Below are 21,681 nucleotides of genomic sequence, written 5' to 3' on the forward strand. Positions count from 1 at the left end.
GGGTCAAATCGGCGAGGCGGGGGAATACGGTAAAATGCGCGTTTTCCCTCCGCCCTTTTGATGCCCGCGCCCGCCGCGGGCGGTGCCATTGCGATGCCCGTTATCGGCTCTCACGTATTGCGTAACAACCTGTTCGTCGCCCCGATGGCCGGCGTGACGGACCGGCCGTTCCGCCAGCTGTGCAAGCGGCTGGGGGCCGGCTACGCCGTGTCCGAGATGGTCGCGTCCAATGCCCAGCTGTGGAAAAGCGCGAAGACGATGCGGCGTGCGAACCACGAGGGCGAAGTCGAGCCGATCGCGGTGCAGATCGCCGGCGCCGATCCGGCGATGATGGCCGAAGCGGCCCGCTACAACGTCGACAACGGCGCGCAGATCATCGACATCAACATGGGCTGCCCGGCGAAAAAGGTCTGCAACGTCGCGGCCGGGTCCGCGCTGCTGCAGAACGAGCCGCTCGTGAAGCAGATCGTCGAGGCGGTGGTCGGCGCGGTCGGCATCGGGCCGGACGCCGTGCCCGTCACGCTGAAGATCCGCACCGGCTGGGATCGCGAGCACAAGAACGCGATCACCGTCGCGCGCCTCGCCGAGGCCGCCGGCATCTCGATGCTCACCGTGCACGGCCGCACGCGCGCCGACCTGTACCGCGGCGACGCCGAATACGAGACCATCGCGGCCGTGAAGGCCGCCGTCGGCATTCCGGTCGTCGCGAACGGCGACATCACGTCGCCGCAGAAGGCGAAGGCCGTGCTCGACGCGACGGGCGCCGACGCGCTGATGATCGGTCGCGCCGCGCAAGGCCGGCCGTGGCTGTTCCGCGAAATCGATCATTTCCTGCAAACCGGCGAGCTGCTGCCGCCGCCGCTGATCGACGAGATCCAGCAGGTGATGAACGAGCATCTGGAAGATCACTACGCGTTCTACGGGGAATTCACGGGAGTCCGTACTGCGCGCAAGCACATCGGCTGGTACACTCGCGGCCTTTCCGGCGCCAACGGGTTCCGGCACCGGATGAACACGCTCGATTCCACCCGCGAGCAGCTCGCCGCCGTCAATGCATTCTTCGAGGCACAGAAGGCGCTGTCCGACCATCTCGTCTACGTCGACGAGGATGAGGACGAGCGCGGCCACGGCGAGTCGGACGACCATAACCAGTTAGCAGCATGAGCAAGCACAACATCGAACAATGTGTCCGCGAGAGCCTGGACGTGTATTTCCGGGATCTAGACGGCTCCAATCCGCACGACGTCTATGAAATGGTGATGTCCTGCGTCGAAAAGCCGATGCTCGAGGTCGTGCTCGACCAGGCCGGCGGCAACCAGTCGCTCGCCGCGGAGTACCTCGGCATCAACCGCAACACGCTGCGCAAGAAGCTGCAGCAGCACGGCCTGCTGTAGCCGGCCGCCCCGTCCCCGTTTTCCTGGCTATTGGTGGTTCCATCATGATCAAGCAAGCGCTCATTTCCGTTTCCGACAAGACCGGCATCGTCGACTTCGCGAAGTCGCTGTCCGACCTCGGCGTCAAGCTGCTGTCGACGGGCGGCACCGCGAAACTGCTCGCCGACGCGGGCCTGCCCGTCACCGAAGTGGCCGACTACACCGGCTTCCCGGAAATGCTCGATGGGCGCGTGAAGACGCTGCATCCGAAGGTTCACGGCGGCATCCTGGCGCGCCGCGACCTGCCGGAACACATGCAGGCGCTCGAAGCGCACGACATCCCGACGATCGACCTGCTCGTCGTGAACCTGTACCCGTTCGTCGCGACGATCGCGAAGGACGACTGCACGCTGGCCGACGCGATCGAGAACATCGACATCGGCGGCCCGACGATGCTGCGCTCGGCCGCGAAGAACCACCGCGACGTGACGGTCATCGTCGATCCGGCCGACTACGCGGTCGTGCTCGATGAAATGATGGCGAACGGCAACACGGTCGGCTACCCGACCAACTTCCGCCTCGCGACGAAGGTGTTCGCGCACACCGCGCAGTACGACGGCGCGATCACGAACTACCTGACGAGCCTGACCGACGAACTGAAGCACGCGTCGCGCAACGCCTACCCGGCGACGCTGAACATGGCGTTCGACAAGGTGCAGGACCTGCGCTACGGCGAAAACCCGCACCAGAGCGCCGCGTTCTACCGCGACATCGCGACGCCGGCCGGCGCGCTCGCGAACTACCGCCAGCTGCAGGGCAAGGAACTGTCGTACAACAACATCGCCGATTCGGACGCAGCGTGGGAATGCGTGAAGACGTTCGACGCGCCCGCCTGCGTGATCATCAAGCATGCGAACCCGTGCGGCGTCGCGGTCGGCAACGATTCGGCCGACGCGTATGCGAAGGCGTTCCAGACCGATCCGACGTCGGCATTCGGCGGCATCATCGCGTTCAACCGCGAAGTCGACGAAGCCGCCGCGCAAGCGGTCGCGAAGCAGTTCGTCGAAGTGCTGATCGCGCCGTCGTTCACCGATGCCGCGAAGCAGGTATTCGCCGCGAAGCAGAACGTGCGCCTGCTCGAGATCGCGCTGGGCGAAGGCCACAACGCGTTCGACCTGAAGCGCGTGGGCGGCGGCCTGCTGGTGCAGTCGCTCGATGCGAAGAACGTGCAGCCGCACGAGCTGCGCGTCGTCACGAAGCGCCACCCGACGCCGAAGGAAATGGACGACCTGCTGTTCGCGTGGCGCGTCGCGAAATACGTGAAGTCGAACGCGATCGTGTTCTGCGGCAACGGCATGACGCTCGGCGTCGGCGCGGGCCAGATGAGCCGCGTCGATTCGGCTCGCATCGCCAGCATCAAGGCGCAGAACGCAGGCCTGACGCTCGCGGGTTCGGCCGTCGCGTCGGATGCGTTCTTCCCGTTCCGTGACGGCCTCGACGTCGTCGTGGCGGCCGGCGCGACCTGCGTGATCCAGCCGGGCGGTTCGGTGCGCGACGACGAAGTGATCGCGGCCGCCGACGAGCACAACATCGCGATGATCCTGACGGGCGTGCGCCACTTCCGTCACTGATCGACCGCGCGCGGCCGCCACGGCCGCGACATCCGGGCCCGGCGGCATCGCACCCGCCGGGTTTTTTATTGCACGGCGCGGGCCGGCGCGACACGACGGCGTGCCGCGTCTTTCGTTGTAGTATCGCTGCTGCATCACGCAACTCCTCCCGACATGCGAATTCTCGGCATCGACCCTGGCCTGCGCGTCACCGGCTTCGGCGTCATCGACGTCAGCGGCCACCACCTCGCGTACGTGGCGAGCGGCGTGATCCGCACGCCCACGGCCGACCTGGCCACCCGGCTCGGCACGATCTTCCAGGGCGTCTCGACGCTCGTGCGCGAACACGCGCCCGACCAGGCCGCGATCGAGAAGGTGTTCGTCAACGTCAACCCGCAGTCGACGCTGCTGCTCGGCCAGGCGCGCGGCGCCGCGATCTGCGGCCTCGTCGCGGGCGGGCTGCCGGTGGCCGAGTACACGGCGCTGCAGCTCAAGCAGGCCGTGGTCGGCTACGGCCGCGCGACCAAGGCGCAGATGCAGGAAATGGTCACGCGCCTGCTGAACCTGTCCGGGCAGCCCGGCAGCGACGCCGCCGACGCGCTCGGCATGGCGATCTGCCACGCGCACGGCGGCAACACGCTCAGCACGCTCGGCGGCCTCGCGCCGGCGCTCGCGAAGAAGGGGCTGCGCGTGCGGCGCGGCCGGCTCGTCGGCTGACGCCGGGCGCACGGGCGCACGGGCGCGCAGTCGCCCGGCGCGCCGCGCGTCGGTTCGGCCTGACGGCCGCCCCATCGGCATTCCGCCGTGCGTGCGCTACACTCGCGCTTTCTTCCTCGCCTCGCTCACTCCATGATCGGTCGCATCGCCGGCATCCTCCTCGAAAAGAACCCGCCTCACCTGCTCGTCGACTGCAGCGGCGTCGGCTACGAAATCGACGTGCCGATGAGCACGTTCTACAACCTGCCGCAAACCGGCGAACGGGTCGTGCTGCTCACGCAGCAGATCGTGCGTGAAGACGCGCACCTGCTGTACGGCTTCCTGACCCAGCAGGAACGCACGACCTTCCGCGAACTGCTGAAGATCAGCGGCATCGGCGCGCGCATGGCGCTTGCCGTGCTGTCCGGCATGAGCGTGCAGGAGCTCGCGCAGGCCGTGACGATGCAGGACGCCGCCCGCCTGACCCGCCTGCCCGGCATTGGCAAGAAGACGGCCGAGCGCCTGCTGCTGGAACTGAAGGGCAAGCTCGGCGCCGACCTCGGCGCGCTCGCCGGCGCCGCATCGCCGTCCGACCACGCGACCGACATCCTCAACGCACTGCTCGCGCTCGGCTACTCGGAAAAGGAAGGCCTCGCCGCGATCAAGAACGTGCCGGCCGGCACCGGCGTGTCCGAAGGCATCAAGCTCGCGCTGAAGGCGCTGTCGAAGGCGTAACGGCCACGCGTCCGACGCAGTGTCGCGCCGCCGCGCGCGGCGCGCCAGTCGGTCGTTCGGCCAGGTTTGCCGTGCACCGGTGCGCGGTACAATGGCCGCATGATTGAAACCGACAAACTCGCCACCGAGCGGATCATCGCCGCCACGCCCGCCTCGTCGCACGAGGAGGTGTTCGAACGCGCGCTGCGGCCGCGCCAGCTCGACGAATACGTCGGCCAGGAAAAGGTGCGCGGCCAGCTCGAGATCTTCATCGAGGCCGCGAAGCGCCGCGCCGAGCCGCTCGACCACGTGCTGCTGTTCGGGCCGCCCGGCCTCGGCAAGACGACGCTCGCGCACATCATCGCGCGCGAAATGGGCGTCAACCTGCGCCAGACGTCGGGCCCGGTGCTCGAACGCGCGGGCGACCTCGCGGCGCTGCTGACGAATCTCGAGGCGAACGACGTCCTGTTCATCGACGAGATCCACCGGCTATCGCCGGTCGTCGAGGAAATCCTGTATCCGGCGCTCGAGGATTACCAGATCGACATCATGATCGGCGAAGGCCCGGCCGCGCGCAGCGTGAAGCTCGACCTGCAGCCGTTCACGCTCGTCGGCGCGACCACCCGCGCCGGGATGCTGACCAACCCGCTGCGCGACCGCTTCGGGATCGTCGCGCGCCTCGAGTTCTACGATGCCGAGCAACTGTCGCGCATCGTGCGCCGCTCGGCGTCGCTACTCAACGCGCAGATCGATCCGAACGGCGCGCTCGAAATCGCGAAGCGCTCGCGCGGCACGCCGCGGATCGCGAACCGGCTGCTGCGCCGCGTGCGCGATTATGCGGAGGTGAAAGCCGACGGCAACATCACCGCGGCCGTCGCCGATGCGGCGCTCGCGATGCTCGACGTCGATCCGGTCGGTTTCGACCTGATGGACCGCAAGCTGCTCGAAGCAATCCTGCACAAGTTCGACGGCGGCCCGGTCGGCATCGACAACCTCGCCGCGGCCATCGGCGAGGAACGCGACACGATCGAGGACGTCCTCGAGCCGTACCTGATCCAGCAAGGCTTCCTGCAACGCACGCCGCGCGGGCGCGTCGCGACGTTGCTCACCTACCGCCACTTCGGGCTCGCCGCGCCCGACGCGGCCAACCCGGCGCGCGGCGCATGGGAGGCGTCCGACGGGCAATGACCGCCCGCCCGACGCCACGCACGCGATGACGACGCCCTCCAACCCGCACCCCGGCACACCCGCGTCGCACCCGCGCTGGCTCGAACCGTTCCGCAAGCGGCTCGTGGCCGGCGTCACGCACCTGACGACGGGCGGCGGCGGCCCGTCGCTCGACTTCTCGTCGCCGCCCGGCGATCCGGGCCTGTTCGGCCCCGACGCCGTCTGCTGGCGCGTACACGCGGATTTCGCGTCGATGATGACAGGCGGCATTTCCGCGCTGCTGCTTCAGGCATTGCATCCGCTCGCGCTCGCCGGCGTATGGGATCACTCGTCGTTTCGCACCGACATCCTCGGGCGGCTGCGGCGCACCGCGACGTTCATTTCCGGCACCACCTTCGGCAACAGTGCGGACGCGCTCGCGCTGATCGAGCGCGTGAAGGCGATCCATGCGAAGGTGTCCGGCGTTGCGCCGGACGGGCGGCCGTACCGCGCCGACGATCCGGCACTGCTGACCTGGGTGCACGTCGCGGAGGTGTCGAGCTTCCTCGCCGCGCATCTGCGCTACGTGAACCCGGCGCTGCCGGGCGAACTGCAGGATCGCTATTACGCGGAAACGGCACGCATCGCCGAAATGCTCGGCGCGCAGGGCGTGCCCCGCTCGCGCGCCGAGATCGCCGCATATCTGACGCGCATGCGGCCCGAGCTCGAGGCCGGGCCGCGCACGTTCGAGGTGATGCGGATCCTGCTCAACGCACCGGTCGCGAGACCGGTCATGCGGCCCGCCGCGACCCTCGTCATGCACGCCGGTATCGACCTGCTGCCGCCCTGGGCGCAGGACATGCTCGGGGTCTCGACGCTCGCGCCGCTGCGGCGCGCGTTCGTCCGGCCCGGCGTGCGCGCCGTCGCGCCGGTGCTGCGCTGGGCGCTCGTCAACGGCGCGTCGAAGCGCGCGCGTCGGCGGGCAACGGCACACAATGAGACGCAATCGAAAGGGAAAGGAAGCTGACGCCCGGTGCGCTGCCCGCAGCGGTCGCCGTTGGGTGAAGCGACGGCTCGCATACGCGCAGCCCGGCCGGCGAGCTCGCGCGCATGCTGCGCGCGAGCTGTATCCACGACGCCGTTGCGGCTCGCGGCCTGCGCCTACAGCACCTTGCTGTAACCGTCCTCGTCGTCGCTTGCCTCGCTCAGGTGCGAGATGTCGGCCCACTGCACGACTTGCGCGCGGCCGCCTGCGTAATCGACGACGTTGATGCTCGTATTGAGCAGTTGATAGTTGCGCGGCGCGGCGAGTTCGAGCCCGTTCGCGAAGCGGTACACGCAATCGAGCACGCCGCCATGCGCGACACATGCGATCCGGCCGCCCGGATGGGCGGCAACGATCGGCTCGAGCGCATGCAGCACGCGGTGATAGAACGCGCGCTGCGACTCGCCGCCTTCCGGCTCGAAGCCCGGGTCGCGCGTCTGCCACGCCGCATAGGCGTCCGGGAAGCGCGCTTCGATCTCCGTGCTGTCATGCCCCTGGAACACGCCATATGCGCGCTCGCGCAAGCCTTCGCGCAGCACGAGCGGCAGGCCCAGCGCGTCGGCGGCCGGCTGCGCGGTCTGCTGCGCGCGCATCAGGTCGCTCGAATAGATCGCGTCAATCCCTGCGCCGTCGCGCGCCTCGCGCGCCAGACGCGCGGCGAGCCGCTGCGCCTGCGCGAGGCCCGTATCGGCCAGCGGAATGTCGATATGGCCCTGGATGCGCTTGATGCGGTTCCAGGCGGTCTCGCCGTGGCGAATGAAGAGGATCTGCGTGGTGGCCATTGCGGCGGCGCCTCAGGGGAAAGAATCAGGGCCGCACTTGCAGCCAGAACGTCACCGGCCCGTCGTTGACGAGCGAGACCTGCATGTCGGCGCCGAATTCGCCCGTCGCGACGTGCGGATGGCGCCCCCGCGCCGCGTCGACGAAATAGTCGAACAGGCGCGCGCCCTCGTCGGGCGGCGCCGCGGGCGTGAAGCTCGGGCGCAGGCCGCTGTTGGTGTCGGCGGCGAGCGTGAACTGCGACACGAGCAGCAAGCCGCCCGCGCGCCCTTCGCCGTCGATATTCGACACGGGCAGGTTCATCTTGCCGGCCGCGTCGCTGAACACGCGATAGCCGAGCACCTTCGCGAGCAGCTTGTCGGCCGCCGCCTCGGTGTCGCCGCGCTCCGCGCAGACGAGCGCGAGCAGGCCCGCGCCGATCTCGCCCGTCACACGGTCGCCGACGCGCACGTCGGCGCGCTTCACGCGCTGGATCAGCGCGATCATGCGGTGAGCGTCACGCGCGCGAAGCGGCGCTTGCCGACCTGCACGACGAATTCGCCGGCCTCGATCTTGAGGCCCTTGTCCGACACCGTGGCGCCGTCGATCTTCACGCCGCCCTGCTCGATGTTGCGCAGCGCTTCGCTCGTCGACGGCACGAGCCCGGCCTGCTTCAGCAACTGGCCGATCGCGAGCGGCGCACCCGCGAGCGTCACCGACGGGATGTCGTCCGGCACGCCGCCCTTCGCGCGATGGTTGAAATCCTCGAGCGCGCGCTCGGCGTCGGCCTGCGAATGGAAGCGCGCGACGATTTCCTGCGCGAGCAGCACCTTGAAATCGCGCGGGTTGCGGCCCGCTTCGGCCTCGCGGCGGAAGCCGACGATCTCGTCCATGCTGCGGAACGACAGCAGCTCGAAGTAACGCCACATCAGCGTGTCCGAGATGCTCATCAGCTTGCCGAACATGTCGGTCGGCTTCTCGCTGATGCCGACGTAGTTGCCCTTCGACTTCGACATCTTCTCGACGCCGTCGAGGCCCTCTAGCAGCGGCATCGTCAAGATGCACTGCTGTTCCTGCCCGTACTGCTTCTGCAGTTCGCGGCCGACCAGCAGGTTGAACTTCTGGTCGGTGCCGCCGAGCTCGAGGTCGGCGTTCAGCGCGACCGAGTCGTAGCCCTGCATCAGCGGGTAGAGGAATTCGTGGATCGAGATCGGCACGCCGCCCTGGAAGCGCTTCGTGAAATCCTCGCGCTCGAGAATGCGCGCGACCGTGTAGCGCGACGCGAGCTTGATCATCCCGTCGGCGCCGAGCGGCATCGACCATTCGCTGTTGTAGCGGATCTCGGTCTTGTCGCGGTCGAGCACCAGCGCGGCCTGCTCGAAATAGGTCTTCGCGTTCGCCTCGATCTGCTCGCGCGTGAGCGGCGGGCGCGTCGCATTGCGGCCGGACGGGTCGCCGATCAGCGACGTGAAATCGCCGATCAGGAAGATCACCGTGTGGCCGAGGTCCTGCAACTGGCGCATCTTGTTCAGCACGACCGTGTGGCCGATGTGGATGTCGGGCGCGGTCGGGTCGAGGCCGAGCTTGATGCGAAGCGGCGTGCCGGTGGCGGCGCTGCGCGCGAGCTTCTGCGCGAACTCCTCCTCGATCAGCAGCTCGTCGACGCCGCGCTTCGTGACGGCAAGCGCATGCCGGACTTCGTCGGTGATCGGGAAAACGGGCTTGGAACTGGGTTCGGTGCTCATCGGTGCCAGGAAGAATGTCGCAAAAACAGGGATTTTCCCATAACTTGCGCGCGCATCGCTTAACGGCGGCGCCGCTTGCGCGGATAATCGGTCGCGAAGCGCGCGGCACCGGCCGCCGCCGCACGATTCGGGAGGGCTCACGTGCCGCTAAGACGTCCGCCATCCGGCCATCCGGCCGACGGTATCTATTTCGGGTTGATGTCGGGAACGAGCATGGACGGCGTCGACGGCGTCGCCGTGCGCTTCGAGGCAGGCAAGGCGCCGGCCGTGCTCGCCGAAGCCTGCGTCGGGTTCGCGCAGACGCTGCGCGACGCGCTGTTCTCGCTGCAGCAACCGGGCGACAACGAGATCGAGCGTGAATCGCTGGCCGCCAACGCGCTCGCGGCCCGCTACGCGGTGTGCTGCCACGAACTGCAGCGCTCGGCGGGCCTCCCGCCCGACCAGGTGCGCGCGATCGGGGTGCACGGCCAGACGGTGCGCCATCGTCCCGAACGCGGCTACACGCGGCAGATCAACAATCCGGCACTGCTCGCCGAGCTGACGCACATCGACGTGATCGCGGATTTCCGCAGCCGCGACGTTGCCGCGGGCGGCCAGGGCGCGCCGCTCGTGCCGGCGTTCCACGCAACCGTGTTCGGCGCGCCGGGCGAGATGCGGGTCGTCTGCAATCTTGGCGGTATCAGCAACATCACGATCCTGCCCGGCGACGGCAGCGACCGGGTGCGCGGCTTCGACTGCGGCCCGGCCAACGCGCTGATCGACGCGTGGGCGGGCCGCCACCTCGGCAAACCCTACGACGACGGCGGCCGCTTTGCCGCGCGCGGCGCCGTGCATGCGCCGCTGCTCGACGCGCTGCTCGACGAAGCGTATTTCTCCGCGCCGCCGCCGAAGAGCACGGGGCGCGACCTGTTCAATCCGGCCTGGCTCGACGCAAAGCTCGCCGCGTTCGCGCAGGTCGCGGCGGAAGACGTGCAGGCGACGCTCACGGCGCTCACCGCGGTCACGGTCGCCCGCGAGATCGCACGGCACGCGCCGGGTTGCAAGGCCGTGTACGTATGCGGCGGCGGCGCCCGTAACCCGGTGCTGCTCGATGCGCTCGCAACCGCGCTGCACGACTGCGGCGTCAGTGCGACCGTCGACACCACCTCCGCGCTCGGCGTGCCGCCGCAGCAGGTCGAGGCGCTCGCGTTCGCGTGGCTCGCGTATCGCTTCACCGCACGCGAGCCGGGCAACCTGGCCACGGTCACCGGTGCGGCCGGCGACCGCGTGCTCGGCGCACTCTATCCGCGCTGACGCGCCGCGCGAGCGGCAGGCGGGCACAAAAAACGGGGCATGAAGCCCCGTTTTTCATTCGGACCGGTACGGCCGTTCGTCAGACCGAGAACGACGAGCCGCAACCGCAGGTGGTCGTGGCGTTCGGGTTCTTGATCACGAACTGCGCGCCGTTCAGATCGTCCTTGTAGTCGATCTCGGCGCCGACCAGATACTGATAGCTCATCGAGTCGATCAGCAGCTGGACACCGTTCTTGTTCATCACGGTATCGTCCTCGTTGACTTCCTCGTCGAACGTGAAGCCATACTGGAAGCCCGAGCAGCCGCCGCCCTGCACGAACACGCGCAGCTTCAGGTCGGGGTTGCCCTCTTCGTCGATCAGTTGCTTGACCTTCTCGGCCGCCGCGTCGGTGAAGACGAACGGTGCCGGCATTTCTTCAGTCGTGGCTGCGGATTCGGTAACAGCGTTCATGCGAACTCTCCAAAAAGCTTTAGCCGCTATTGTAGGGCCGATCTCAAGATCGTGCTGATGTCCATGAAATCAACAGGTTCTTGTCGATTTCGTCAAACCGGGCGGCGCGCACGCCCGCGCGGCGCGGAATCGCGCGCGCATAAAAAAACCGCCAGCATGAAAGCTGGCGGTTTTTTCGGGCGGACACCGCGCAGGCGCGGCGGCCAACCGTGAAGCGCTTAACGCTTCGAGAACTGCTTCGCGCGGCGTGCCTTGCGCAGACCGACCTTCTTACGCTCGACTTCACGCGCATCGCGCGTAACGAAGCCTGCGGTCGACAGCGACGGCTTCAGCGTCGCGTCGTAGTCGATCAGCGCGCGGGTGATGCCGTGGCGCACTGCGCCTGCCTGACCCGTTTCGCCGCCGCCCGTCACGTTGACCTTGATGTCGAACGTTTGAGCGTGGTTCGTGAGTTCCAGCGGCTGACGCACGATCATCAGCGACGTTTCGCGCGAGAAGTAGTCAGCGATAGGCTTGCCGTTGACGATGATGTCGCCCTTGCCAGCCTTGATGAAGACACGAGCGACTGCGCTCTTGCGGCGGCCCGTACCGTAGTTCCAGTTACCGATCATGTGGGCTCCCGTTAGATCTCGAGCGCTTTCGGCTGTTGAGCCGAGTGCGGATGCGTCGCTTCAGCGTAGACCTTCAGCTTCTTGATCATCGCGTAGCCGAGCGGGCCCTTCGGCAGCATGCCCTTGACCGCCTTCTCGAGCGCACGGCCCGGGAAGCGTTCTTGCATCTTGCCGAACGTCGTTTCATAGATGCCGCCCGGGTAGCCCGAGTGACGGTAGTACTTCTTGTCCAGCGTCTTGTTGCCCGTGACCTTCAGCTTGCTCGCGTTGATGATGATGATGAAATCACCAGTGTCGACGTGCGGGGTGAACTCAGGCTTGTGCTTGCCGCGCAGACGGCGTGCCACTTCGCTGGCAACACGGCCGAGAACCTTATCCGTCGCGTCAATCACGTACCATTCGCGCGTCACCTCATGGGCTTTTGCGGAAAACGTCTTCATGATCGATCCAAAAAAAATGCTTTGCCCGATGTGTTCTTTCCTGCTTGTCTAGGTGCGCTTCGAGGCGCAGTGCAGGCTCTCCCTGTTCTTTTTCCGTGGGCATGAATGCGGAAAAGCCCTGAATTATAAAGGAAATGCCGAGGCGCGGTCAAAGGGAATCCACATCCGGGTGCCCGCCGCGCCGGAAATCGGCCAAAATCCGGCCGTGCCCCGTTGCAACGGGCGATTCCGAGCGCCCGGGGGCACGCAGCAACGCACGCAAGACCGCGTGCCGGACCAGGAAAAACAACAAACACGATGAAGAACCGACTCTCACCCTTCCTCGCGGCCGTATTGATTGGCGCCGCCACCTCGCCCGCCCATGCCGACCCGACCGGCTGCGACGCAAAGCTGGATTCACTCGACGCGCGCATCGCCGCGGCCCGGGATGCCCGCGCCGACGATCGCGTCGCCCGGCTGCGCGCGGTGCGCGAACGCGTCCGCCACTTCTGCTCGCGCCGCCACGGCCAGGCATCCGCCGTGCAGCCCCCCGCCGCCGGCCCGCGCGGCGCGACGGCCGACGGGGCGTCGCAGGCCGCCGGCCGGCAGCCCGCCGTGTAAGGTGCGGGAGGCGCGCTGTGCGCGCCGATGTTTGCATCAGACGAAAAAAAGCCCGAACGGCTGGTTCGGGCTTAATCCACCATAGGAGGAGGGTGGAGGAGACATTCGGAGGTTGCCGCAGCGCGACAACCAATGTCACGCATTATACGAACGCCCCGTCGGCAGCACAAGAAAATTTGCATTGCGAAATCTACAACCATAATGCGGAATGTTGACGTTTTGCTTCCAATTCCGGATTTCTCCATTTAAATCAACAGCTTGCGAAGACCACCGAGTGCCGCCCGCGCAGGCCGACTAGAGCGAAACCCCTAAAAGTCCGGCGGATTTCCCCGCCCTGCGTCGCCGCGCGCGGCGCTTGCCGCCGCCCGCTTCCGCGCATCGTGCGGCGCATCAGCCGGCCGCGGCGGCGCGGGCTACAATGCCGGTTCGAACTCGAATCAGGCAACGCTGGAGCGCAAGCATGGAATGCAAAGTAAGCTGGATGGGCCAGGACGGCATGGCGTTTTCCGCCCAGACCGGAAGCGGGCACCTCGTCGCGATGGACGGCGCGCCGGAAGGCGGCGGCCATAATCTCGCCCCGCGGCCGATGGAAATGGTGCTGGTCGGCACCGGCGGCTGCACCGCGTACGACGTCATGCTGATCCTGAAGAAAAGCCGCCAGGACGTCACCGGCTGCTCGGTCACGCTGAAGGCCGAGCGCGCGAGCGAGGATCCGAAGGTCTTCACGAAGGTGCACTTCCACTTCACCGTCACCGGCCGCAACCTGAATCCCGCGACCGTCGAGCGTGCGATCAACCTGTCGCACGACAAGTACTGCTCCGCGTCGATCATGATCGCGAAGACGGCCGAGCTCACGCATTCGTTCGACATCGTCGCGGCCTGACGCGCAGCGCATCGGATGAAAAAAGGGCCGGCGTCCCGTCTGGGGCGCCGGCCCTTCGCATGCGAGCGGCAAAGCAGGCCGATAAGCCGGATTCTGTGCACGCCGCGCGTCCGAAGACGCGCGGCGCGTGGCAGCCATTCCTCTAGGCGCGCCATTGCTGACGCGCTCAAGCTTCCTACCCGCAGACGAGACGGGGGCCCCGTCCTGCATCCGAAAATGCGCGCCTGCCTACTTGGAATTGCTCCGGGTGGAGGTTACCGTGCCGGCGAACGTCGCCGTCGCCGCGGTGCGCTCTTACCGCACCGTTTCACCCTTACCTGATCCCGGCTTGCGCCGGGCCATCGGCGGTTTGCTTTCTGTTGCCCTGTTCCGCGTGTCGCCACGGATGGCCGTTAGCCATCACCCTGCCCTGTGGAGTCCGGACTTTCCTCGCCCCCGCCTGCCCGAAGGCGGCGAGGCCGCGACTGCCTGGCCTGCTTTGCGACGCGCATTCTAGCACCGCGCGCCGTTCATGACAGCGGCCGCGCGCGCCGCCCGCTGCGGAACACCGCCGGATCGTCATAGAACGCAGGATCGGCGTTCTCCGCGCACCAGCCCGGCACGCCCAGCACCGGCAGCGGCGACAGGTCGCGGCTCGTCAGCGCGCGCGTCGCGAGCGCATCCGCGACCCGCGCGTCGACGTGCGCCGCACGGCGCGCGGCCGGCCAGCCGAAATAGTCGGCGCTCACCTCGACGATCCAGGCGTGCGCGGTACACGACTTGTACGGCGCGACGAGCTTCTCGAGCAGCGCGTGTCCGACGAGCCGCACCTCGCAACGCGCGCCCCACGCCCCGCGCGCGGCCACCAGCAGCCGCGGCCAGTCGAAGCCGCGCAGCGCGTCGCCGAGCGCCGGGTCGGCCGTCACGAGCAGCGCCGCGTTCTCGTCGAACAGCGTCAGCGCGTCGCGCAGCGTGCCGCGCACCGGGCCGACGCCGCCCGCCGCGTCGATCGCCGCGGCCTGGCGCGCGTTCAGCGCGGCCTTGATGCGCGGATACGCGAGCCACACGAGCGCATTGAAGAAATCGTGGAGATTGTGGCGGGTCGGCACCCCGCCGGTTTCGGCGATATGGCTCTCGTACGCGACGCCGGCCGGCAGTTCGGCTTGAGGAATGAAGCGCAGCGGCCTGCCGCGGCCGCTCGCGAGCGGCGTCTCGCCCGCCTTGGCCGCCGCGCCGTTCAGCGCGGCGAGCAGCGCGGGCTCGCCGTCGAGCGCGGCCGACTGCGCGGCACGGCCCGTTTCGGCAAAGCCCGCGAGCCACGGCGCGGACCAGTCGATCCGCGCAAACGCCGCCGCGCCGACACCGGCCGACTGGCCGGCCCCGCGCGGCGGCGCGGCATTCACGCGAGTTTCCAGCCGATCGACTCGCCGGCGCGCAGCGGCACGACCGGCGTATCGCCCGCGAGGATCTCGAGCGGCAGCTCCCACGGTTCGCGGCGCAGCGTCACCGTTTCCGGGCTGCGCGGCAGGCCGTAGAAATCCGCGCCGAAGAAGCTCGCGAACCCTTCGAGCTTGTCGAGCGCGCCCGCATTGTCGAAGGCTTCCGCATACAGCTCGAGCGCGTGCAGCGCCGTGTAGCAGCCCGCGCAGCCGCAGGCGGCTTCCTTCGCGTTGCGCGCATGCGGCGCGCTGTCGGTGCCGAGGAAGAAGCGCGGGTTGCCCGACGTGGCCGCCTCGACGAGCGCGATGCGATGCGTCTCGCGCTTGAGCACCGGCAGGCAGTAGTAATGCGGGCGGATCCCGCCGACGAAGATCGCATTGCGGTTGTACAGCAGGTGATGCGCGGTGATCGTCGCGCCGATCAGGCCGGGCGCCGCATCGGCGTCGCGCACGTAGTCGGCCGCGTCCTTCGTCGTGATGTGCTCGAACACCACCTTCAGGCCCGGGAAGTCGCGGCGCAGCGGCGTCATCACGCGGTCGATGAACACCTTTTCGCGGTCGAACAGGTCGATCGACGCGTCGGTCACTTCGCCGTGCACGAGCAGCGGCATGCCGGTTTCCTGCATCGCCTCGAGCGTCTTCGCGCATTTCGCGAGATCGGTCACGCCGTGGTCCGAATTGGTCGTCGCGCCCGCCGGATACAGCTTCACGCCATGCACGAAGCCGCTTTCGCGCGCGCGGCGGATCTCGTCGGGCGGCGTGTTGTCGGTGAGGTACAGCGTCATCAGCGGCTCGAACGTCACGCCGGCGGGCACCGCGGCGAGGATCCGCTCCCGGTACGCCTGCGCCTGCGCGGTGGTCGTCACGGGCGGCTTCAGGTTCGGCATGATGATCGCGCGGCCGAACTGGCGCGCGGTGTGCGGCAGCACGGCGGCCAGCATGTCGCCGTCGCGGACGTGCAGGTGCCAGTCGTCGGGACGGGCGAGCGTCAGCGTCGCCGGGGAGGAAGCGTTCGAGGCAGTCATAGGAGGCGTCATGAGAAACGGAAGCGGAAAACGGTGCCGAATGCCGCCGGCGCGGGCCGGCTGACGGCTAACCGCAACACGGGGCCGTTCGTCGGCGGAATCCGCTTTTTACCGCTGTTGGCTCGGTGATATGCTAGAAGCATGCATTGTACCGGGGTTCGCCCGGTCCCAACCGGTTCGATACCCGCTTCAGCCTGCCGCCCCAAGTAAAATGTGCCAACTCTTAGGAATGAACTGCGCCGCGCCGACGGACGTCACATTCTCCTTTACGGGCTTCGCGGCCCGGGGCGGGCTCACCGACCACCATGCCGACGGCTGGGGCATCGCGTTCTTCGAAGATAAAGCCTGCCGCCTGTTCATCGATCACCAGGCATCGGCCACGTCGCCGATCGCCGAAATGGTGAAGCGCTACCCGATCAAATCGAAGAACACGATCGCGCACATCCGCAAGGCAACGCAGGGCCATATCCTGCTCGAGAACAGCCATCCGTTCATGCGCGAGCTGTGGGGCCGGCACTGGATCTTCGCGCATAACGGCGACCTGCACGACTATGCGCCGGACATGGAGGGCAGCGTCTATCACCCGGTCGGCACGACCGACAGCGAGCAGGCGTTCTGCGTGCTGATGCAGGGCCTGCGCGAAGCGTTTCCCGGCGCGCAGCCGCCGCTGCCCGAGCTGTTCGAGCGGGTCGGCGAGCTGACCCGCGGCATCACCGACCACGGCGTGTTCAACTTCCTGATGTCGAACGGCCAGGCGCTGTTCGCGCACTGCTCGACGCGCCTGCACTATCTCGTGCGCCGCTGGCCGTTCTCGACCGCGCATCTCGTCGACGAAGACCTGTCGATCGACTTCGCGAAATACACGACGCCGGAGGATCGCGTCGCGGTGATCGCAACCCAGCCGCTCACCGACAACGAAGTCTGGACCGCGTTCGAGCCGGGCGAGCTGATCATGTTCCAGTGCGGTGACGTCGCGGCGCGGATGCAGATCCCGGTGCCGCCCGCCGTGCTCGAGAAGCTGCGCAACCCGGCGCTCGATGCGTCGGCGTCCGCGCCCACGCGGCCGTTGCCCGCGGTCGAAGCGGACGTCAGCGAGGACGCGTTCGACTTCTAAGCGCGCCGCCCGCCCACGGATGACAAAACGCCCGGCATTCGCCGGGCGTTTCCATTTGACGCACCGCACGAAGGGCGGCCCCGCCGCCCTGCCCGCTCAGTGCAGGATCTTCGCGAGGAAGTCCTTCGCGCGATCCGATTTCGGGTTCGCGAAGAATTCTTCCTTGCGGTCGTCCTCGACGATCGCGCCCTTGTCCATGAAGATCACGCGGTGCGCAACCTTCTTCGCGAAGCCCATCTCGTGCGTGACGACCATCATCGTCATTCCTTCCTGCGCGAGTTCGACCATCACGTCGAGCACTTCGTTGATCATCTCCGGATCGAGCGCCGAAGTCGGCTCGTCGAACAGCATCGCGATCGGATCCATCGACAGCGCGCGCGCGATCGCGACCCGCTGCTGCTGGCCGCCCGACAGCTGGCCCGGATACTTGTGCGCGTGCGCCTTCAGGCCGACGCGATCGAGCAGCTTCAGCCCCTTCTCGTTCGCCTCGTCCTTGCCGCGGCCGAGCACCTTGATCTGCGCGAGCGTCAGGTTCTCGGTGATCGACAGGTGCGGGAACAGCTCGAAGTGCTGGAACACCATGCCGACCTTCGAACGCAGCTTCGACAGGTTCGTCTTCCTGTCGCCCACCGACTGGCCGTTGACGAGGATCTCGCCCTGCTGGAACGGCTCGAGGCCGTTCACGGTCTTGATCAGCGTCGACTTGCCCGAGCCCGACGGCCCGCACACCACCACCACCTCGCCCTTGTTCACTTCCGTCGTGCAATCGGTGAGGACCTGAAACTGGCCGTACCACTTCGAAACGTTCTTGATGGAAATCATCTTGTGACCTTTTTCTGGAGACCTTTGACGAGGGCGGACGCCACCGAGCAAATCACGAAATAGCATGCGCCTGCGAACAGGATCATCTCGACGCTCGTGCCGTCGCGATCGCCGATGTTCGCGGCCGTGCGGAAGAAGTCCGCGAGACTGATCACGTAGACGAGCGACGTGTCCTGGAACAGCACGATCGCCTGCGTGAGCAAGAGCGGCACCATCGCGCGGAAGGCCTGCGGCAGGATCACGAGGCGCATCGCCGTCGCGTAGTTCATGCCGAGCGCGAACGCGGCATTCACCTGCCCGCGCGGCACCGCCTGGATGCCGGCACGGATGATCTCCGAATAATACGCGGCCTCGAACAGCGAGAACGCGACCATCGCCGATGCGAGCCGGATATCGATCGTCGGCGACAGCCCGAGCACGCCCTGCAGCACCTGCGGCACGATCAGGAAGAACCACAGCAGCACCATCACGAGCGGGATCGAGCGGAACACCGTCACGTAGCCCTGCGCGAACCATGCGAGCGGCTTCACGCCCGACAGCCGCATCAGCGCGAGCAGCGTGCCCCAGACGATCCCGACGACGATCGCGAGCACGGTGATCTGCAAGGTGATGACGGCGCCCGTCCAGAGCGTCGGCAGCGCGCCGGGAATACTACTCCAGTCGAACTGATGCATCACTTGCCTCCGATGTAGCCGGGCAGCCGCGAGCGGCTTTCGATCCAGCGCATGAACGCCATCACGACGAGGTTGATGATCACGTACGCGAGCGTGACCGCGATGAACGACTCATACGTCTGCGCGGTGTAGTCGACGAGCTGGCGCGCCTGCGCGGACAGGTCGAGCAGGCCGATCGTCGACGCGACCGCCGAGTTCTTGAAGATGTTCAGGAATTCCGACGTCAGCGGCGGCACGATGATCCGGTAGGCAACCGGCAGCAGTACGTAGCGATACGTCTGCCACTGCGTGAAGCCCATCGCGAGGCCGGCGGCGCGCTGGCCCTTCGGCAGCGCGTTGATGCCCGAGCGCACCTGCTCGCACACGCGTGCGCCGGTGAACAGGCCGAGACAGACGATCGACGCGGTGAAGAACTGCGTGCCCGGCGGCAGCTGCTTGATCCAGGTGCCGATCGACGCCGGCAGCAGTTCGGGCACGACGAGGTACCAGACGAAGAACTGCACGATCAGCGGAATGTTCCGGAAGATCGACACGTACAGCGTGCCGAGCGCGGACAACCATTTGTTCGGGACGGTGCGCAGCACGCCGAACAGCGAACCGACGATCAGCGCGATGACCCAGGCGACGAGCGACACCTTGATCGTCACCCAGAAGCCCGACATCAGCCAGCCGAGATACGTCGTCGGCTCGCCGGTCGAGACGGGGCTCAGGAAGATGCCCCAGTTCCAGTGGTATGACATGGGCAAGACTCCAGCAAAAAGAAACGGAAGAAGCGTGGCCTCTTCCGTTTCATCAGCGTCAACACTGCATCAACGGACGCGGGGTCAGTCGAGTGCCTTGTCGTTCGGGTTCGCGTAGAGCTTCTTCATCGATTCGCTCAGCGGGAAGTTCAGGTTCAGCCCCTTCGGCGGGATCGGGTTCTCGAACCACTTCGCGTAGATCTTCGCGGCTTCGCCCGACTTCTCGACCTGCGCGATCGCGTCGTCGACCACCTTCTTGAACTCCGTATCGCCCTTGCGCATCATGCAGCCGTAGGCTTCTTCCGACTGCGGCGTGCCGACGATCGCCCAGTCGTCCGGCTTCTTGGCCTTCGCGCGCTCGCCTGCCAGCAGCGCGTCATCCATCATGAACGCGACCGCGCGGCCCGATTCCAGCGTATTGAACGAATCGCCGTGATCCTTCGCGCTGATGATGTTCATGCCGAGCTGCTTGTCGTTGTTCATCTTGCGCAGCAGGCGCTCGGACGTCGTGCCGGCCGTCGTCACGACGGTCTTGCCCTTCAGGTCCGCGAAATCCTTGACGCCCGAATCCTTCTTCGTCATCAGGCGCGTGCCGATCACGAAGATCGTGTCGGAGAAGGCAGCCTGCTGCTGGCGCTCGACGTTGTTGGTCGTCGAGCCGCACTCGATGTCGACCGTGCCGTTCTGCACGAGGGGGATGCGGTTCTGCGACGTGACCGGGATGTTCTTCACCTGCAGGTTCGGCAGGCTCAGCTTCTTCTTCACCGCATCGACGACCTTCAGCTGGATCTCGCGCGAATAGCCGACCACCTGCTGGTTCTGGTCGTAGTAGGAAAACGGAATCGACGATTCGCGGTGGCCCAGCGCGATCACGCCCGTGTCCTTGATTTTCTTCAGCGTGCTGGTCTCCTGGGCATGGGCGCCGCTCGCGAACGCGCAGAGCGCGGCGGCCATCAGGACTGCCTTGTGGTATTTCATTTTGTTCATCTCCTTGGCGAAAACCCGAGCCAGTGTATCAAAGTAATATTTATGAAAGTACTGTTGTTTACCGCACTACGGATCGCCCCATCGGAAGCCGTCCTCCCGGCTTCGGGCACCCGGAATGCGCGCGCGGGCGGCACCGGATTCGGTGCCGCCCGCGGGGCTCATGCACGCAACCGGGTGGATTGCGTCATGCCTTGATCGAGTTCGACGATCAGGGGTACAGGCCGCGCATTTCGCGCGCCATCAGGATGCGCTTGCACGCGACGATGAACGCCGCGGTACGCACCGACACCTTGTGCTCTTCCGCGACCGCCCATACGCCGGCGAACGCTTCGCGCATCACGCGCTCGAGACGGTGGTTGATCTCGTCTTCCGTCCAGAAGAAGCTCGAGAAATCCTGCACCCACTCGAAGTACGACACGGTCACGCCGCCCGCGTTCGCGATCACGTCCGGGATCACGAGCACGCCGTTCGCGCTCAGGATGTCGTCCGCCGCGGTCGTCGTCGGGCCGTTCGCGCCTTCGACGATGATCTTCGTGCGGATCTTCGCTGCGTTCTTCTCGGTGATCTGGTTTTCCAGTGCCGCCGGGATCAGGATGTCGGTTTCGACCGTCCAGAACTCGTCGTTCGGCATCGGCTCCGAGCCCGGGAAGCCCGCGACGCCGCCGGTCTGCGCGACGTGGTCGAGCAGCTTGCTCGCGTCGAGGCCGGCCGGCTGGTAGATCGTGCCGGTGTGATCCTGCACCGCGATCACCTTCGAGCCCGCTTCCTGGAACAGCTTAGCCGCGATGCCGCCGACGTTGCCGAAGCCCTGCACCGCGATGCGCGCGCCTTCGATCTCGAGGCCCTTCTTCTTCGCCGCTTCGCAGCCGACCACGAACACGCCGCGGCCGGTCGCTTCCTTGCGGCCGAGCGAACCGCCGAGCGAGATCGGCTTGCCGGTCACGACGCCGGTGGCCGTCTGGCCCTGGTTCATCGAGTAGGTGTCCATCATCCACGCCATCACCTGTTCGTTGGTGTTGACGTCCGGCGCCGGAATGTCGGTGTTCGGGCCGATGATGATGCCGATTTCGCTGGTGTAGCGGCGCGTCACGCGCTCGAGCTCGCCGCGCGACAGCTTGCGCGGGTCGACGCGGATGCCGCCCTTCGCGCCGCCGTACGGCACGTTCACGGCTGCGTTCTTCACCGACATCCATGCCGACAGCGCCATCACTTCCGACAGCGTCACGTCCTGGTGGTAGCGCACGCCGCCCTTGCCCGGGCCGCGCGACACGTTGTGCTGCACGCGATAGCCCTCGAAGTGCGCGACGGTGCCGTTGTCGAGCTCGATCGGCACGTCGACGACCAGGATGCGCTTCGGACGCTTCAGCGTTTCGAGCCAGCGCGACAGCGAGCCGAGGTACGGCGCGACGCGGTCGACTTGCTGAAGGTAGTTGCCCCACGGGCCGAGATCGTCGGCGTGCAAGTAGGACGGGATGGACTGCAGTTGCGAAGACATGGATTCTCCAACGGTCAACGGATGGCGCACATTGTCGAAA

Annotated in this window: 24 protein-coding genes and 1 other RNA gene; 11 read left to right on the forward strand and 14 right to left on the reverse strand. The window is 66.9% G+C overall.

The genetic code is table 11. The features are described from left to right. Positions 1-93 precede the first annotated feature (93 nt). From dusB to HWY45_RS34340, 7 genes are all read left to right on the forward strand, one after another. Complete coding sequence (dusB, locus tag HWY45_RS34310; RefSeq protein WP_059565466.1) at positions 94-1,164, forward strand: tRNA dihydrouridine synthase DusB; 1,071 nt, start codon at positions 94-96, stop codon at positions 1,162-1,164. After that, on the forward strand, positions 1,161-1,394 hold the full coding sequence (locus HWY45_RS34315) for a Fis family transcriptional regulator (protein ID WP_017333386.1): 234 nt from the start codon (positions 1,161-1,163) through the stop codon (positions 1,392-1,394). Before dusB ends, HWY45_RS34315 begins: the two co-directional genes overlap by 4 nt. Positions 1,395-1,438: 44 nt before the next feature. After that, entirely contained in the window at positions 1,439-3,004 is a 1,566-nt protein-coding gene (gene purH, locus HWY45_RS34320; RefSeq protein ID WP_059880743.1) for a bifunctional phosphoribosylaminoimidazolecarboxamide formyltransferase/IMP cyclohydrolase, read from the forward strand. 153 nt (positions 3,005-3,157) lie between these two features. Further along, the gene (ruvC, locus tag HWY45_RS34325) at positions 3,158-3,700 is read left to right on the forward strand and encodes a crossover junction endodeoxyribonuclease RuvC (RefSeq protein ID WP_059565201.1); all 543 of its coding nucleotides are present in this window, start codon (positions 3,158-3,160) and stop codon (positions 3,698-3,700) included. 132 nt (positions 3,701-3,832) lie between these two features. Further along, a complete protein-coding gene (gene ruvA / locus HWY45_RS34330; RefSeq protein WP_059811071.1) occupies positions 3,833-4,414 on the forward strand; it encodes a Holliday junction branch migration protein RuvA in 582 nt (193 codons plus the stop codon). 99 nt (positions 4,415-4,513) lie between these two features. Further along, on the forward strand, positions 4,514-5,581 hold the full coding sequence (gene ruvB / locus HWY45_RS34335) for a Holliday junction branch migration DNA helicase RuvB (RefSeq protein ID WP_059565199.1): 1,068 nt from the start codon (positions 4,514-4,516) through the stop codon (positions 5,579-5,581). A 25-nt stretch (positions 5,582-5,606) separates the two neighbouring features. Continuing rightward, entirely contained in the window at positions 5,607-6,566 is a 960-nt protein-coding gene (locus tag HWY45_RS34340; protein ID WP_059811070.1) for an oxygenase MpaB family protein, read from the forward strand. A gap of 134 nt (positions 6,567-6,700) precedes the next feature. Here HWY45_RS34340 and HWY45_RS34345 read toward each other — a convergent pair whose 3' ends face one another. The 3 genes from HWY45_RS34345 to tyrS are packed head-to-tail and all read right to left on the reverse strand — an operon-like array spanning position 6,701 to position 9,088. Next, positions 6,701-7,366, reverse strand: coding sequence for a histidine phosphatase family protein (locus tag HWY45_RS34345; RefSeq protein ID WP_059565197.1), 666 nt, complete (start codon positions 7,364-7,366; stop codon positions 6,701-6,703). Positions 7,367-7,391: 25 nt separating this feature from the next. Then, positions 7,392-7,850, reverse strand: coding sequence for a D-aminoacyl-tRNA deacylase (gene dtd, locus HWY45_RS34350; RefSeq protein WP_059880740.1), 459 nt, complete (start codon positions 7,848-7,850; stop codon positions 7,392-7,394). Next, a complete protein-coding gene (tyrS, locus tag HWY45_RS34355) occupies positions 7,847-9,088 on the reverse strand; it encodes a tyrosine--tRNA ligase (protein ID WP_059565195.1) in 1,242 nt (413 codons plus the stop codon). Before tyrS ends, dtd begins: the two co-directional genes overlap by 4 nt. Before the next feature lie 198 nt (positions 9,089-9,286). On the opposite strand from tyrS, the gene HWY45_RS34360 reads away from it, so the two are divergent. After that, entirely contained in the window at positions 9,287-10,381 is a 1,095-nt protein-coding gene (locus HWY45_RS34360; RefSeq protein WP_230942064.1) for an anhydro-N-acetylmuramic acid kinase, read from the forward strand. Between the two features lie 79 nt (positions 10,382-10,460). Here HWY45_RS34360 and erpA read toward each other — a convergent pair whose 3' ends face one another. From erpA to rplM, 3 genes are all read right to left on the reverse strand, one after another. Further along, positions 10,461-10,832, reverse strand: coding sequence for an iron-sulfur cluster insertion protein ErpA (gene erpA / locus HWY45_RS34365; RefSeq protein WP_059565193.1), 372 nt, complete (start codon positions 10,830-10,832; stop codon positions 10,461-10,463). 218 nt (positions 10,833-11,050) lie between these two features. Next, complete coding sequence (gene rpsI, locus HWY45_RS34370; RefSeq protein WP_059565192.1) at positions 11,051-11,443, reverse strand: 30S ribosomal protein S9; 393 nt, start codon at positions 11,441-11,443, stop codon at positions 11,051-11,053. A gap of 11 nt (positions 11,444-11,454) precedes the next feature. Beyond that, positions 11,455-11,883 (reverse strand): 50S ribosomal protein L13, encoded by a 429-nt coding sequence (gene rplM, locus HWY45_RS34375; protein WP_009687896.1) that lies wholly within the window; start codon positions 11,881-11,883, stop codon positions 11,455-11,457. A 297-nt stretch (positions 11,884-12,180) separates the two neighbouring features. Here rplM and HWY45_RS34380 point away from each other — a divergent pair, with 297 nt between their 5' ends. After that, positions 12,181-12,483: a DUF1090 family protein gene (locus HWY45_RS34380; RefSeq protein ID WP_059880737.1), complete on the forward strand. Its 303-nt coding sequence runs from the start codon at positions 12,181-12,183 to the stop codon at positions 12,481-12,483. Positions 12,484-12,901: 418 nt separating this feature from the next. After that, positions 12,902-13,366, forward strand: a complete 465-nt coding sequence (locus HWY45_RS34385; protein ID WP_081059826.1) for an OsmC family protein — start codon at positions 12,902-12,904, stop codon at positions 13,364-13,366. Between the two features lie 66 nt (positions 13,367-13,432). Here the strand turns inward: HWY45_RS34385 and rnpB are convergent. From rnpB to pyrC, 3 genes are all read right to left on the reverse strand, one after another. Further along, an RNA gene (rnpB, locus tag HWY45_RS34390) (RNase P RNA component class A) lies at positions 13,433-13,846 on the reverse strand. Between the two features lie 29 nt (positions 13,847-13,875). Beyond that, the gene (locus HWY45_RS34395; RefSeq protein ID WP_059880734.1) at positions 13,876-14,748 is read right to left on the reverse strand and encodes a DUF3025 domain-containing protein; all 873 of its coding nucleotides are present in this window, start codon (positions 14,746-14,748) and stop codon (positions 13,876-13,878) included. Next, the gene (pyrC, locus tag HWY45_RS34400; RefSeq protein WP_059880728.1) at positions 14,745-15,809 is read right to left on the reverse strand and encodes a dihydroorotase; all 1,065 of its coding nucleotides are present in this window, start codon (positions 15,807-15,809) and stop codon (positions 14,745-14,747) included. Before pyrC ends, HWY45_RS34395 begins: the two co-directional genes overlap by 4 nt. Positions 15,810-16,020: 211 nt before the next feature. Between pyrC and HWY45_RS34405 the strand changes: the two genes are divergently transcribed. Beyond that, entirely contained in the window at positions 16,021-16,923 is a 903-nt protein-coding gene (locus HWY45_RS34405) for a class II glutamine amidotransferase (protein ID WP_059565187.1), read from the forward strand. 96 nt (positions 16,924-17,019) lie between these two features. Here the strand turns inward: HWY45_RS34405 and HWY45_RS34410 are convergent, their stop codons facing one another. From HWY45_RS34410 to HWY45_RS34430, 5 genes are all read right to left on the reverse strand, one after another. After that, positions 17,020-17,745 carry an amino acid ABC transporter ATP-binding protein gene (locus HWY45_RS34410; protein WP_059908072.1) on the reverse strand — a complete coding sequence of 242 codons (726 nt, stop codon included), beginning with the start codon at positions 17,743-17,745 and terminating at the stop codon, positions 17,020-17,022. Beyond that, positions 17,742-18,419: a glutamate/aspartate ABC transporter permease GltK gene (gene gltK, locus HWY45_RS34415; RefSeq protein ID WP_059564509.1), complete on the reverse strand. Its 678-nt coding sequence runs from the start codon at positions 18,417-18,419 to the stop codon at positions 17,742-17,744. The genes HWY45_RS34410 and gltK overlap by 4 nt, the downstream gene beginning before the upstream one ends. Beyond that, complete coding sequence (locus HWY45_RS34420; protein ID WP_017333367.1) at positions 18,419-19,159, reverse strand: amino acid ABC transporter permease; 741 nt, start codon at positions 19,157-19,159, stop codon at positions 18,419-18,421. Before HWY45_RS34420 ends, gltK begins: the two co-directional genes overlap by 1 nt. Positions 19,160-19,243: 84 nt before the next feature. Next, positions 19,244-20,137 carry a glutamate/aspartate ABC transporter substrate-binding protein gene (locus HWY45_RS34425; protein ID WP_059880853.1) on the reverse strand — a complete coding sequence of 298 codons (894 nt, stop codon included), beginning with the start codon at positions 20,135-20,137 and terminating at the stop codon, positions 19,244-19,246. 217 nt (positions 20,138-20,354) lie between these two features. Further along, complete coding sequence (locus HWY45_RS34430; protein ID WP_059564510.1) at positions 20,355-21,641, reverse strand: Glu/Leu/Phe/Val family dehydrogenase; 1,287 nt, start codon at positions 21,639-21,641, stop codon at positions 20,355-20,357. Positions 21,642-21,681: the final 40 nt, after the last annotated feature.

The sequence above is a fragment of the Burkholderia stagnalis genome (genome assembly GCF_902830275.1).
In the GTDB taxonomy this organism is placed as follows: Bacteria; Pseudomonadota; Gammaproteobacteria; order Burkholderiales; family Burkholderiaceae; genus Burkholderia; species Burkholderia stagnalis.